Origin of the sequence: Streptomyces sp. H39-S7, assembly GCF_027158205.1 — a bacterium.
Classification (GTDB): Bacteria; Actinomycetota; Actinomycetes; order Streptomycetales; family Streptomycetaceae; genus Actinacidiphila.
Map to the genome: position 1 here is coordinate 13,692 of NZ_JAPVLU010000022.1, position 13,933 is coordinate 27,624.

The 13,933-nt window shown below is 69.5% G+C and carries 12 protein-coding genes; 6 read left to right on the plus strand and 6 right to left on the minus strand.

Features of this window, described 5'->3' with window-relative positions:
• Positions 1 to 82: 82 nt before the first annotated feature.
• On the minus strand, positions 83 to 610 hold the full coding sequence (locus O3X23_RS21880; RefSeq protein ID WP_269273171.1) for a DUF4245 domain-containing protein: 528 nt from the start codon (positions 608 to 610) through the stop codon (positions 83 to 85).
• Between the two features lie 220 nt (positions 611 to 830).
• Here O3X23_RS21880 and glpX point away from each other — a divergent pair, with 220 nt between their 5' ends.
• A complete protein-coding gene (gene glpX, locus O3X23_RS21885) occupies positions 831 to 1,862 on the plus strand; it encodes a class II fructose-bisphosphatase (RefSeq protein ID WP_269273172.1) in 1,032 nt (343 codons plus the stop codon).
• A 117-nt stretch (positions 1,863 to 1,979) separates the two neighbouring features.
• On the opposite strand, the gene O3X23_RS21890 is transcribed toward glpX, so the two are convergent.
• On the minus strand, positions 1,980 to 2,330 hold the full coding sequence (locus tag O3X23_RS21890) for a WhiB family transcriptional regulator (protein ID WP_138358599.1): 351 nt from the start codon (positions 2,328 to 2,330) through the stop codon (positions 1,980 to 1,982).
• 351 nt (positions 2,331 to 2,681) lie between these two features.
• Entirely contained in the window at positions 2,682 to 3,305 is a 624-nt protein-coding gene (locus O3X23_RS21895) for a DUF1707 SHOCT-like domain-containing protein (RefSeq protein WP_269273279.1), read from the minus strand.
• A gap of 169 nt (positions 3,306 to 3,474) precedes the next feature.
• Between O3X23_RS21895 and O3X23_RS21900 the strand changes: the two genes are divergently transcribed.
• Positions 3,475 to 5,133, plus strand: a complete 1,659-nt coding sequence (locus O3X23_RS21900; RefSeq protein WP_269273173.1) for a fumarate hydratase — start codon at positions 3,475 to 3,477, stop codon at positions 5,131 to 5,133.
• 78 nt (positions 5,134 to 5,211) lie between these two features.
• Here O3X23_RS21900 and O3X23_RS21905 read toward each other — a convergent pair whose 3' ends face one another.
• The 3 genes from O3X23_RS21905 to O3X23_RS21915 form a co-directional block, all read right to left on the minus strand.
• Complete coding sequence (locus O3X23_RS21905) at positions 5,212 to 5,940, minus strand: zinc ribbon domain-containing protein (protein WP_269273174.1); 729 nt, start codon at positions 5,938 to 5,940, stop codon at positions 5,212 to 5,214.
• A gap of 163 nt (positions 5,941 to 6,103) precedes the next feature.
• On the minus strand, positions 6,104 to 6,697 hold the full coding sequence (locus O3X23_RS21910) for a recombinase family protein (RefSeq protein WP_269273175.1): 594 nt from the start codon (positions 6,695 to 6,697) through the stop codon (positions 6,104 to 6,106).
• 226 nt (positions 6,698 to 6,923) lie between these two features.
• Complete coding sequence (locus tag O3X23_RS21915) at positions 6,924 to 8,444, minus strand: ricin-type beta-trefoil lectin domain protein (RefSeq protein ID WP_269273176.1); 1,521 nt, start codon at positions 8,442 to 8,444, stop codon at positions 6,924 to 6,926.
• Between the two features lie 120 nt (positions 8,445 to 8,564).
• Between O3X23_RS21915 and O3X23_RS21920 the strand changes: the two genes are divergently transcribed.
• The 4 genes from O3X23_RS21920 (at position 8,565) to O3X23_RS21935 (ending at position 13,828) form a co-directional block, all read left to right on the plus strand.
• A complete protein-coding gene (locus O3X23_RS21920; protein ID WP_269273177.1) occupies positions 8,565 to 10,031 on the plus strand; it encodes a class II fumarate hydratase in 1,467 nt (488 codons plus the stop codon).
• Between the two features lie 23 nt (positions 10,032 to 10,054).
• On the plus strand, positions 10,055 to 10,732 hold the full coding sequence (gene fomD / locus O3X23_RS21925; protein WP_269273178.1) for a cytidylyl-2-hydroxypropylphosphonate hydrolase: 678 nt from the start codon (positions 10,055 to 10,057) through the stop codon (positions 10,730 to 10,732).
• Between the two features lie 132 nt (positions 10,733 to 10,864).
• Entirely contained in the window at positions 10,865 to 11,533 is a 669-nt protein-coding gene (locus tag O3X23_RS21930) for a class I SAM-dependent DNA methyltransferase (protein ID WP_269273179.1), read from the plus strand.
• Between the two features lie 60 nt (positions 11,534 to 11,593).
• Positions 11,594 to 13,828, plus strand: a complete 2,235-nt coding sequence (locus O3X23_RS21935; RefSeq protein ID WP_443047929.1) for a SpoIIE family protein phosphatase — start codon at positions 11,594 to 11,596, stop codon at positions 13,826 to 13,828.
• The last annotated feature ends 105 nt before the right edge of the window (positions 13,829 to 13,933 follow it).

Here is a 13,933-nt window from a genome sequence, read left to right on the forward strand (position 1 = left end):
GACCTCGTACGTCCGGAAGCCTCGCGCGCCGGGACGCCGCTCGGAAGCCGGCCGCTCGGAAGGGCGCCGTTCGGAAGGTTCCTCAGGACGCCTTGAGCGCGGCCGCCAGTTCGGCGAGCTGCTCGTCGGGCGCGGTCCCGGTGATCATCGTGGTGACGCCCTTCTCCACCCGCACCAGCGCGTTGTACTTCGGGCCCTTGTACCGGTCCCACGGCACCCCGGCGACGGTGACCGTGACGTTCCCGTCCCGCACCGCCCGCTTGCTCTTCGCCGCGATGAACTTCGCCGACGGGCCGTTGCCCTGCTCGACGGCCGCGTACTCGTCCTGCGGGTCGACGAAGCCCAGGTGCCATTCGATGGCCGTGGCGTCCTTGGCGTCGTACGTGACCGTCGTCGCGCGCCAGTCCTTGCCGAGCCCCTCGGGCGCGGCCACCGGGAAGGGCGCGTCGCGCCGTGCCTGGCTCAGCTCGGCCTGGAAGCCGATGGGCTTGACCGGGTCCGCGTCGGAGTCGTGCGGGATGAACACGTAGATGACCGCGACGACGACGCCGAGCACCGCCATCGAGAGCAGCAGGTCCCACAGGGTCTGATTGCCACGCTTGTTTGCCACGCTCCTATGGTCCCCCATGCCGGCGGTCGCTCCGGCCCGGGGGTCGGGGGTCGGGGGTCGGTCGGGCCGGGGGTCGTCGGCGGGCCCCTGTCCGGTGACCGACCGCTCCGGCCCGGGGCACGCCGCTCATGTGACGGGCGCCCTGCTCATCCTCGCGACGAACCGATAAGGTCACAGCACCCTCTTTTCCGGCCGTCCTCGTACAGAAAGGTGCGCTGTGATGACCGAACAGCATTTGCCGCCCCAGCTCGAAGTGAGTCCCGAGGCCCCTGATCGCAACCTTGCCCTGGAACTCGTCCGGGTGACCGAGGCCGCCGCCATGGCCGCCGGTCGCTGGGTCGGCCGCGGTGACAAGAACGGCGCGGACGGCGCCGCGGTGAAGGCGATGCGCACGCTCGTCTCCACCGTCTCGATGAACGGCGTCGTCGTCATCGGTGAGGGCGAGAAGGACGACGCCCCCATGCTCTACAACGGCGAACGGATCGGCGACGGCACCGGCGCGGAGTGCGACGTCGCCGTGGACCCCGTCGACGGGACGACACTCACCGCCAAGGGCATGTCCAACGCGGTGGCCGTGCTCGCCGTGGCGGACCGCGGCACGATGTACGACCCGTCGGCCGTGTTCTACATGGACAAGCTGGTCACCGGCCCCGAGGCCGCCGACTACGTCGACATCATGGCGCCCGCGTCGGTGAACATCCGCCGGGTCGCCAAGGCCAAGCACAGCGCGCCCGAGGACGTCACCGTCATGATCCTCGACCGGCCGCGCCACGACGGGCTGGTCAAGGAGATCCGGGAGACCGGCGCACGGATCAAGTTCATCGCCGACGGCGATGTCGCGGGCGCCATCATGGCCGTGCGCGACGGCACCGGCGTGGACATGCTCATGGGCATCGGCGGAACGCCGGAAGGCATCATCGCCGCCTGCGCGATCAAGTGTCTCGGCGGCACGATCCAGGGGCGGCTGTGGCCGAAGGACGACGCCGAGCGCCAGCGGGCGATCGACGCGGGCCACGACCTGGACCGCGTGCTGCACACCAACGACCTGGTCAGCGGGGAGAACGTGTTCTTCGTGGCGACCGGCATCACGGACGGCGAGCTGCTCCAGGGCGTCCGCTACCGCGCCGAGACCGCCACCACCGAATCACTGGTGGTGCGCTCCAAGTCCGGCACGATCCGGCAGATCTCCTCGACGCACCGGCTGTCGAAGCTGCGCGCGTACAGTGCGATCGACTTCGACCGCGCGCGCTGACACCCCTGACACACCCCTGATTCGCCACTGAGCGCCCTGGGCAGGCGCGAAGACGGCTGAGCATGCCAACGGGCCGGGCCCGCCGACTGACGCGGCGGACCCGGCCCGTTGGCATGCTCAGCCGGCAGCGGCGATCCGGTCCGTCCGCGGCAGTTCCGCCTCACGGCGGCGCCTGCGGGCGAGTACGACCCGGCGTTCGGCAGCGGTCAGACCGCCCCACACGCCGTACGGTTCGGGCTGCCGCAGGGCGTGCTCCCGGCATTCCAGCATCACCGGGCAGCGGGCGCACACCCGCTTCGCGTTCTCCTCGCGGGACAGCCGCGCCGCTGTCGGCTCTTTGGACGGGGCGAAGAACAATCCCGCCTCATCACTGCGGCACGCCGCCTCCGAGTGCCATGGGCCTGCCAGATCCCGTGGGTGACTCGGCGGGAGGGCAGTGTCCTTGACGGGCTCGATCGGTTGAAGCACGGGATACTCCTGACGACGGCTCGGCGTTTGTCACCCTTGCCCGTCACCGCGGGTGAGCTCCACGCGTGCTGTTCCAGGGGGTCGCAACGGGGAGGAACCAGGCGGGTGACGTGGTCGAAGCCCTACCCGCTGTGCGCGTGTTCATGCGGACCGTGTTCGCCACCAGGCCCTTTTAGTCGAACACTCGTACGACTCAAGCGCGCATTACCGATCGTCCGATCCGGACCACCGAACAACAGCCCTGATGAACACTGGGCGGTGGCCAAAACCAGTCGGCGCGCGCCGGGCGTAAACCCGCACCATGCATGGCGTGAACGCGCGGCATGAAGCGGGAGTGGGACGTCCCCCTACCTACCCGTCGACGCGCTTGTTGATCCATTCCTTGAGGCGCTTGCCGCGCTTCGCCTTCGCTTCGACGCCGCCGAAGATGGCGGTCCCGGTGACGATGACGACCGGCGCGTTCGGATCCGGCGCCTCATACGTCCTGACCTCGAAACCGCCGAAAATTCCCGTACCACTGCCACGCAGAGTGACGTTCTCCGGGACGCGCACTTCGATACCTCCGAAGATCGCGGTGGCGTGGATGACGATCTGCTGGTGCTGGAAAACGGCCTCCGTCAGATCGATCTCCACGCCGCCGAAGCAGGCGAAGGCGTTCGTGCGCCGGCCGACGAGCCAGCGGCCCTTTCGGGCTGAGCCGCCGAAAACCGCTACGAGATTCTCGGCCACGACGGGCAGCGAGGGGTCGGCCAGCGGCGCGAGCGGCCGCGGCCCGCTCTCCCGGGTGGCTGGCAGGTCCCGCACCAGCGGTTCCAGCTCGCCCAGCGTCTTGGCGGCATAGACCTGGTCGAGGCGCTCCGAGTGCTCCTCCGCGCTCAACCGGCCCTCGGCCAGCGCGTCCCGGAGGATGTCGGAAATGCGGTCACGGTCGGCATCGGACGCGCGCAGCTCCGCTTCGGTGGTCAGCTTGTGCATCGGCACCGGCTGCTGCGACTTCTTCTGGAGCTGCGATTCATCCACCCGCCTACCGTACACAAACGCGATAGATCGCGACTAGTGCCGGTGAGCCGCACCTCACAACATTCCGGCCTCCGCCGGGCTCTAGGCTGGACACGTCGCCAACGCAGCCGAGTGAGGAACCCCCATGCCCGAGTTCTCCTATACGGATCTCCTCCCCCTCGGCGAGGACACGACGCCGTACCGGCTGATCACCTCCGAGGGCGTGAGCACCTTCGAGGCGGACGGGCGCACCTTCCTCAGGGTCGAGCCGGAGGCGCTGCGCACCCTCGCCGCCGAGGCGATGCACGACATCTCGCACTACCTGCGGCCGGCCCACCTCGCCCAGCTGCGGCGGATCCTCGACGACCCCGAGGCGTCGCCGAACGACCGCTTCGTCGCCCTGGACCTGCTGAAGAACGCGAACATCGCGGCGGCCGGCGTGCTGCCGATGTGCCAGGACACCGGCACCGCGATCGTCATGGGCAAGCGCGGCCAGAACGTGCTGACCTCCGGCGGTGACGAGGCGGCGCTGTCGCACGGCATCTACGACGCCTACACCAAGCTCAACCTGCGGTACTCGCAGATGGCCCCGCTGACGATGTGGGACGAGAAGAACACCGGCTCCAACCTCCCGGCCCAGATCGAGCTGTACGCGACCGACGGCGGCGCGTACAAGTTCCTGTTCATGGCCAAGGGCGGCGGCAGCGCCAACAAGTCGTTCCTCTACCAGGAGACGAAGGCGGTCCTCAACGAGACCTCCATGATGAAGTTCCTGGAGGAGAAGATCCGCGCCCTGGGCACCGCGGCCTGCCCGCCGTACCACCTGGCGATCGTGGTCGGCGGCACCAGCGCGGAGTTCGCGCTGAAGACCGCCAAGTACGCCTCGGCGCACTACCTGGACGAGCTGCCGGGCGAGGGTTCGCCGGACGGGCACGGCTTCCGCGACCAGGGCCTGGAGGAGAAGGTCTTCGAGCTCACGCAGAAGATCGGCATCGGCGCGCAGTTCGGCGGCAAGTACTTCTGCCACGACGTGCGCGTGGTGCGGCTGCCCCGGCACGGCGCGTCGCTGCCCGTCGCCATCGCGGTGTCCTGCTCGGCCGACCGGCAGGCCGTCGCGAAGATCACCGCCGAGGGCGTCTTCCTGGAGCAGCTGGAGACCGACCCGGCGCGCTTCCTGCCGGAGACCACCGACGACCACCTGGACGACGACGTGGTGCGCGTCGATCTCAACCGGCCGATGGCGGACATCCGCGCCGAGCTGTCGAAGTACCCGGTCAAGACCCGGCTGTCGCTGTCCGGCACGCTCGTCGTGGCCCGTGACATCGCGCACGCCAAGATCAAGGAGCGGCTGGACGCGGGCGAGTCCATGCCGCAGTACCTGCACGACCACCCCGTCTACTACGCGGGCCCGGCCAAGACCCCCGAGGGCTTCGCCTCCGGCTCGTTCGGCCCCACCACGGCGGGCCGGATGGACGCGTACGTCGAGCAGTTCCAGGCGGCCGGCGGTTCGTTCGTCATGCTCGCCAAGGGCAACCGCTCGAAGCAGGTGACCGACGCGTGCAAGGCGCACGGCGGTTTCTACCTCGGCTCGATCGGCGGCCCGGCCGCCCGGCTCGCCCAGGACTGCATCAAGAAGGTCGACGTCCTGGAGTACGCGGAGCTGGGCATGGAAGCGGTCTGGAAGATCGAGGTCGAGGACTTCCCCGCGTTCATCGTCGTCGACGACAAGGGCAACGACTTCTTCAGTTCTCTGGAGTCCTCGCAGACCTTCATCACGAGCATCCCGATGCGTTCGCCCAAGTAGCACCGAGCCGGCACGAGCCCGCAGCGACAGAGCCCCCGGCGATTGCCGGGGGCTCTGTGAGCTTGTTCTGCTGATGGGCTAAATGTTCTGCGAAGTTACCCTTTCTGCGGACCCAGCCTGTTCATCAGGGCCACTATTCCTCCGCCGCCGAGCTGGAATCTTGTAATCCATCGTGGCGATCTCCGCCCAGTCCTTTCCGTCCCGCGCGCGAAGACCAGTCACTGCGGCAATCTTCCGCAGGTCCGGAATTTTCACGTTGACGCTACGCGGCTCGCCCGAACTCGCCGTTCCGGAGACCTTGATCTCCACGCCGTGCCTTTGAAGGAATATACGCTTCTGCTCATCATCCTTCGCCATCCACTCGTCCCGATAGATGTGGCCCGTGTCGATGAACTCAGGTGCGTGTTCCGCCTGCGCGATCTCAGTGCGCAACTTGGCCACCTTGCCGGTCAGCGGCTTGTGCATCCTCCAATACGACTCTTCTTGGCCCTCTTCGTCGTATCGCCCCATCAGGAAGTCAGTCTCCAGGCGCTCCAGCCGTTGGCGCGCAAGCTGCAGCTCTACCTTCGATTCCGAAATCGACTTGGTAACTTTCTCAATGACTGGCAAATCTCCAATCGCACTTTCGATAAAGTCATTCACCATCCGATCGGGATCACTCTTTCGCATCCGCGCGGGATTCCTGCACGCACCGGTCTGGACGGAATTGCACGTGTAGTAGTTGTACGTCTTGCCACCGGGTTTCGTCTTCTTGGCGGAGGACATACGGCCGTTGCATTCCCCGCAGATCGCCACACCTCCGAGCATGGATCGCGAAGGGATCGCCCGCGGTCGGGTTCTTGACGACCACGAGCACCGTGGTCGTCGTCCACTTGATACCCCGAGGCTCTTGCCCTTGCATGACCCTCAAGCGGTCACGCCAGGTGAGCGCCCCACGCTCATTCAGATCCAACGCGATCTTGTAGCTGGATCACTCGCTATTGAGCTTGCCGACGATCTCCCGCAGAAGATCCGAGTACTCAGGGTCCTGTACGAGCTTCTTGCCACCGCCTTCCTGACGCTGGAACTGATAGCCGAAGGGCAGCACTCCACCTACCCACACCCCCTTCTTGAGCCGGGCCAGGGAGCCGGAGAGAGCCCGAGCCTTGATCGTGTCCAACTCTCCTTCCGCGAAGGCCGCGATGATCTGAGCGAACATCTTGCCCATGGGTGTGGACATGTCGATGCCGTCGGTCACCGACACGATGGCCTTGCCGCGCTTCTGGCACCACTCGTAGATCTCGGAGAAGTGGGCCGACCGGCGCGTGAGCCGGTCCAGCTTCCAGACCGCGATCACGTCAAACTCGTCGAACCTCTCGGCGAGCCATGGCCCCAGTGCCGGCCGTTTGAACGGGTGCAGGCTGCCTGAGACGTCCAGGTCCTCGGCATAGCCCACCACGCGACCATTAACGGCCGGACCACAAGTCCAGTGCTCGATGCCCTCTCTCTGCTTCTCCGCCGACGTGCTGTCGTCCCTGTTCACGCTGAGGCGTATGACCGCAAGAACGCGGGGCTGTTCCAACATGCAGACATGACTACTTAATTGCCGTGAGTCAAGGAATGGAATGAATTTCTTCGCCGAACCATTGGGCCGGTGCTCTCGATCGGCCGCCGGAACTGACGCTCCGCCCCTGACACCACGGACGGGCCCCGCCGCTCCATCGGCGGGGCCCGTCCGTCACAGGGCGAGCGGTTGCGCGCGGCACTCGACCGGCGGGCGCCCTACCCAGGGGCGCCGTCCTCGGGAGGTGTTACGCGAAGCGCTGGCTCGCCGAGCCGTCGCAGGCCGCCAGTTTCAGCGGCGCGCTCGCGGCGCTCTGGGTCACGCACAGCCCGGTGGCCGCCACCGGCCGGATCGTGCCCCCGCTCATGGCGAACCGCTGGTTGGTGCCGCCGTGGCAGTCCCACAGGACGAGGCCGGTCCCGGCGCTGTACTTCGAGCCCGGCACGTCCACGCACCGGTCCTGGCTGAGCGCGATGTGCAGCGACTGGTACGAGGTGTCGTAGGCGAAGGACTGGTTGCGTCCGCCGTGGCAGCTCCAGCCGAGCAGCGCGGTGCTGTTCCGCGACGAGCCGGCGCTGGCGTCCACGCACTGGCCGGTGGCCGTGTTGGTGAGTGGCGCGAACGCGTCGTCCCAGGCGCCCTGGCGGAGCACCGGAGTGCCGGTGCTCGCCGGGTCGGTGCAGCCGGCCTCCTGGTAGCCGGAGTTGTAGAGCTGGGTCAGGCAGGACGCGAAGGCGGCGTGGCCGCGGGCGTTGGGGTGGAAGGACTGGCGCAGGGAGTTGGAGTCGGGCGGGAACGGGTTGCTGATGTTCACCACCAGGCCGCGCGCCCACGTGTTGTCCGTGCACGCCTCGTGCCCGTGGAAGAGCCGGGAGTTGTCGAGGTACGTCGCCCCGGTCGCCGCCGCGGCCTGGCGCATGCCGCGTTCGAAGGTGGGCACGGCGGAGTTGCGGCCCCAGGCGAGGTCCGCGTCGTATCCGGTGCAACCGCCCGGGATCTTGCCGGGGAAGCTCGGGTTGTCGTAGATGTCGGGGCTCATCGGGCTGGGGTAGCCCATCACCACGAGCCGGTAGTCGGCGTCCGCGTAGCCGGCGTCGCGCATGACCGTCCGCAGGTCCTGGACCGTCCCCTCGACCTTGGGCACCAGCGCGTCGACGCGGGCCTGCCAGCCGGGCGCGTACTTGGAGTCGCAGCTGCCCTGCAGCAGGAACCAGCGCTCCACGCAGTCGGTGATGACCGGTCCGAACTGCAGGTCGTCGTTGGCTCCCGCGACCAGCACCACCATCTTGATCTTCGTGTTGCGGGCCTTGATGGCGAGGCTGTCGCTCTGCACCAGCTCGTCCGCGTACTGCTTGCCGCCGCCGATCCTGATGTTGCCGGTGTAGGCGCCCGAACAGGCGACGTTGTACGTCTCGTCGGCCGGGATGCCGGTGCGGTGGATCGCGGCGTCCGGGGAGCGGTGGCACCAGTTCACCGGGCCGTCCGTGCCCGCTTCGTAGGTGCCGACGCCCTCGCCGGATATCTCGCTGTCCCCCAGCGAGATCAGCCCGGTCCTCCGGTCGGCCACCGGCCGGATCGCCGGATCCCCGTAGAGGGCCGTGGCCTCCGCGGCACGGATCTGCTCCAGGTCGGCGGGGAGCGGCTTGACAGTGCTCTGCGCGGCGGCGGACGCCGTGGTGGTCAGACCGGCACCGCCCGCGAGGACGGTCGCGAGAACGGCCAGCACCGTCCCGGCCGCACGACATCGTCTCTTTTTCGACATGCGCATACGTCGCTCCTCCCACAGGAATGAAACGGGCTACGGCACTGTCCTACTGATGGGTAGTACTTGGAAGTAGTAGGACCATGGGAATGTCGTCGAGGCGTTGCCGAGGAAAGGAATCCAGCCATGTCCGAGGCCAAGTCCGAGGCCAGGTCCGGGACCGGGTCCACGAACGGGTCCGAAGCCGGATCCGGGGCACCGTCGAACGACCGGCCCTTCCGGATCGAGCACGATTCGATGGGCGAGGTACGGGTGCCGGCGGACGCGAAGTGGCGGGCCCAGACCCAGCGGGCGGTGGAGAACTTCCCGATCTCCGGCCGGCCGATCGAGCGCGCGCACATCGAGGCGCTGGCCCGGATCAAGGCGGCCGCCGCCAAGGTGAACGCCGGCCTCGGCGTCCTGGACCAGGACATCGCCGACGCCGTTCAGGAGGCCGCCGCCGAGGTCGTGGACGGCCGCTGGGACGACCACTTCCCCGTCGACGTCTTCCAGACCGGCTCCGGCACGTCCTCCAACATGAACGCCAACGAGGTCATCGCGACCCTGGCCACCGAGCGGCTGGGCCGCGACGTGCACCCGAACGACCACGTCAACGCGTCCCAGTCGTCCAACGACGTGTTCCCGTCGTCCATCCACATCGCGGCCACCGCCGCCGTCACCCGCGACCTCGTCCCCGCCCTGGAGCACCTGGCGGGGTCCCTGGAGCGCAAGGCGGCCGAGTTCTCGGACGTCGTGAAGTCCGGCCGCACGCATCTGATGGACGCCACGCCCGTCACCCTGGGCCAGGAGTTCGGCGGCTACGCGGCCCAGGTCCGGTACGGGGTCGAGCGGCTGCGGGGCGCGCTGCCCCGGCTGGCCGAGCTGCCGCTCGGCGGCACCGCGGTCGGCACCGGCATCAACACCCCGCCCGGCTTCTCGGCCGCGGTGATCGCCGAGGTCGCGCGGACCACCGGGCTGCCGCTGACCGAGGCGCGCGACCACTTCGAGGCGCAGGGTGCCCGGGACGGCATCGTCGAGCTGTCCGGGCAGCTCAAGACGGTCGCGGTCGGGCTGACCAAGATCTCCAACGATCTGCGCTGGATGGCGTCGGGACCGCGGACCGGACTGGCCGAGATCAACCTGCCGGATCTCCAGCCCGGCTCGTCGATCATGCCGGGCAAGGTCAATCCGGTGATCCCGGAGGCCGTGCTGATGGTCGCGGCCCAGGTCACGGGGAACGACCTGACGATCACCATGGCCGGCGCCGCCGGGAACTTCGAGCTCAACGTGATGCTGCCGGTCATCGCCAGGAACGTGCTGGAGTCCGTCCGGCTGCTCGCCAACGTCTCCCGGCTGCTCGCCGACCGCACGATCGACGGCATCACCGCCAATGTGGAGCGGGCCCGCGAGTACGCGGAGTCCTCGCCCTCGGTGGTCACTCCGCTGAACAAGTACATCGGCTACGAGGAGGCGGCCAAGGTCGCCAAGAAGGCCGTCGCGGAGCGCAGGCGGATTCGGGACGTGGTCATCGAACTGGGCTACGTCGAGCAGGGAAAACTGACCGAGGAGCAGTTGGACGCGGCACTGGATGTGCTGCGCATGACCCATCCTTAAGGGCTGATCCGTAAGATCTGTTCATGACAGCCGACACTCTTCTTGACGGAAACGGGCCGAGTACCAGCGGCTACTGGTCGCCGGGTGAGCAAGTGTTGTGGCGTTATCGGGGCAACGGCACCGACGAGCTGCACATCTGCCGCCCGGTGACCGTCGTGCGCGATGACGCCGAGCTGCTCGCGGTCTGGATGGCGCCCGGCACGTCCTGTGTGAAGCCGGTGCTCGCCGATGGCTCGCCCATCCACCGCGAGCCGCTCGCCACCCGCTATCTGAAACCGCGCACTACGCGCGTCGAGCAGTGGTGGGGCACGGGTGTGCTGAAGATCGCACACCCCGGCGAGCCCTGGTCGGTCTGGCTCTTCTGGGACAAACGCTGGCATTTCAAGAACTGGTACGTGAACCTGGAGGAGCCGCGCAGGCGCTGGTCCGGCGGCCTGGACTCGGAGGACCACTTCCTGGACATCGCGGTCCGCCCGGACCGCAGCTGGCACTGGCTGGACGAGGACGAATTCGCCCAGGCGCAGCTCGCGGGCCTTATGCCCACCGAACGTGCCGAGCGGGTACGGTCGGCCGGACTGGCGGCCGCCGAGGTCATCAGGGCCTGGGGCCGGCCCTACCGGGATGGCTGGGAGGACTGGCGGCCGGATCCCGGCTGGCCGGTACCGTCACTCCCTGACGACTGGAACCGTCCGGCAAAGTGACCTTGTGAGCCCCTTGATACGCCCCGGGTCGTCAAACGTAGGATCGGGCTCCGCAACATTGAGCAATTCCGAACCAGCACCCATAGCCTGACGCCAAGTCATCAGCCACGCGCACCAAGGAGGACCGAGGCAGTGGGAACCGGCGGCTACGAGGACACACAGCGGGACCGCGACGGCCAGGCCGAAGCGTTCGACGCGATCGGCGACCGGTACGACGAGGCGTTTCCGCACAAGGACGGCCAGCTCACCGCGGGCAAGTGGCTCGCCGAGTCGCTGGCCCCCGGATCACGGGTGCTCGACCTGGGCTGTGGCACCGGCCTGCCCAGCACCCGGCAGCTCGCCGGCGCCGGACACCGGGTCGTCGGCGTCGACCTGTCCGCCGGTATGCTCGCGCTGGCCGCGCAGTACGTGCCGGAGGCCACGTTCCACCAGGGCGACATCGCCGACGTCCACCCCGGTGGCCCACTCGACCTCGGCCGGTTCGACGGAGTTGCGGCCTTCTTCTCGCTGCTGATGCTGCCGCGCGCGGAGATTCCCTACGCATTGCGGGCCATCCATGATCTGCTGGAGCCCGAGGGTCTCTTCATCCTTTCGATGGTCGAAGCGGATGTGGACGATTTCGCAATCCCGTTCCTTGGTAACACCATCCGGGTATCCGGTTATCTACGGGATGATTTGCACCAGGTAGTGGCGGACGCGGGCTTCGAGGTGATCGAGGAGGAGTCGTACGCCTATGCACCGGCGAGCACGGACGTGCCTCCGGAGGAGCAGCTCTTCCTCTACTGCCGACGACGCGCCTGACACGGCCCAATCCTTCGCCGCGGCCAGCGCGTGGCGCATCAACCGGATGGAACGACTCGCGTGACCACGGATCGCACGCCCCCGCCCCCGGCGCGGCAACCGGGACCGGACGCCGCCCTGCCGCCGGCACCGCTGCCGGACCCGCGCGGCGGCTTCCGCCTGCCCCCGGGCTCCGACCAGGGGGACCAGCCCTCCCCGGCGTCCCAGGCACTGCCCGACAACCGTTCAGCACGGGACCGGCAGGCGGCCGAGGCCGCGGCCGCGGCCCGGCGCGACCCGGCGGCCGACGCGTCGTTCTCGAGCACCCCGCCCCGCGGGACCCAGGGGTCCGCGGGCTCCACGCGCGCCGCCATGGAGCCCGCCGGCCATCCCCGCCACGAGGAACCGGCCGAACCCGCGCCGGCGGCGACCGAACCCGCGAGGCCCGCGGCCGGCCCGGACGCCACCCCGCCCGGCTCCGGCACCCTGGGCAGCCGACCCGGGCAGTCGGGTGCGGAGGCCGAGCGGCTGCGCTACGTCGGCGCGGCCACCCGGCGTATCGCCCGCGGCCTGGACCTCGACGAGATCCTGCTGGGCCTGTGCCGCTCCGCGGTCCCCGCGTTCGCCGACGCGATCCTGGTCTACCTCCGCGACCCGCTGCCGGTCGGCGACGAACGGCCCTCAGGGCCGCTCGTGCTGCGGCTGCGGCGCGCCGACGGCGGCCTGGACGAGCAGCCCAGCGGGCAGTCCTACGTCGGCACCGTGCTGCCCCCGGTGCCCGCCGAGCCCGCCGCGTACGGCGGCGCCGCCGAGAGCACCCTCGTCCGGCTGGACGGACCGCTCGCGGAGGTACTGCGCGGCGTACGCCCGGTCTTCGCCGAGCACCCGCAGTCCGCCGCGGCGCTGGAGGAACTGCTGCGCTTCGGCGAGGGCCCCGGGGCCTCCGCCGGCGCGTCCCGGCAGGGTGAACGGCCCGGATTACACCCCGAGCCGGGAGCCGCCAGGACCGACAGGAACGACGGGCAGCAGCACACGCCCGCCCTGCCGACCGGACGCCGCGCGATACTCGCCCCGCTGCGCGGCCGCCGCCGGGTCATCGGCGCCGCCGTGCTGCTGCGCCGTCCCGACCGTCCGCCGTTCGAGTCCGACGACCTGCTGGTCGCCGCCCAGCTCGCCACCCACACGGCGCTCGGCGTCGACAAGGCGGTGCTGTACGGGCGCGAGGCGTACATCGCGGACGCCCTCCAGCGCGAGATGCTGCCCGACTCCCTGCCGCAGCCCACCGGGGTCCGGCTCGCCAGCCGCTACCTGCCCGCCGCCGAGTCGGCGCGGGTCGGCGGCGACTGGTACGACGCGATCCCGCTGCCCGGCAGCCGGGTCGCGCTCGTCGTCGGCGACGTCATGGGCCACTCCATGACCTCGGCGGCGATCATGGGCCAGCTGCGCACCACCGTGCAGACCCTCGCGGGGCTCGACCTGGCGCCGCAGGAGGTGCTGTACCACCTGGACGAGCAGGCCCAGCGGCTCGGCAGCGACCGCATGGCGACCTGCGTGTACGCGGTCTACGACCCGATCGCCCACCGGCTGGTCGTCGCCAACGCGGGACATCCGCCGCCCATCCTGCTGCACGCCAACGGCCTGGCCGAGGTGCTGCGGGTGCCGCCGGGCGCGCCGATCGGCGTCGGCGGGGTGCCGTTCGAGGCGGTCGAGCTGCCGGCGCCCGCCGGGGCGACCCTCGTGCTGTACACCGACGGCCTCGTCGAGTCCCGGACCCGTGACGTCTGGGGCGGCATCGAGCTGCTGCGCGAGCGGCTGCACGACGCCGCGACCGTGCTGTCGCCGCCGCCGCTGGAACCGCTCTGCGACGAGATCCTGGAGATCCTCGGCCCCGGCGACCGCGACGACGACATCGCGCTGCTCGCCGCCCGCTTCGACGGGATCTCGCCGAGCGACGTCGCCTACTGGTACCTGGAGCCGCAGCCGCAGACCGCGGGACGGGCCAGGCGGCTCGCCCGCCAGGCGCTGCGCCGCTGGGACCTGGAACACCTCATCGAGCCGACCGAACTACTGGTCAGCGAGATCGTCACCAACGCCGTCCGGTACGCGGAACGGCCCATCACGCTGCGGCTGCTCCGCACCGACGTGCTGCGCTGCGAGGTCGGCGACGACGCGCCGCTGCTGCCGCAGATGCGGCACGCCCAGCCGCAGGACGAGGGCGGCCGGGGTCTGTATCTCGTCAGCCGGATGGCCCAGCGGTGGGGAGCCACGCGGCTGAGCGCCGGCAAGGTCGTCTGGTTCGAGCTGGCGATTCCGTAGTTCGGTCCGGCACGAGCTGGTCCGGCACGTTCCGCGCGCCCTGGTCCGGCGCGCCCGTCAGCACGGTGCCACGGCCGGCGTGCTGTGGCGGCGCATCGGTGCGAG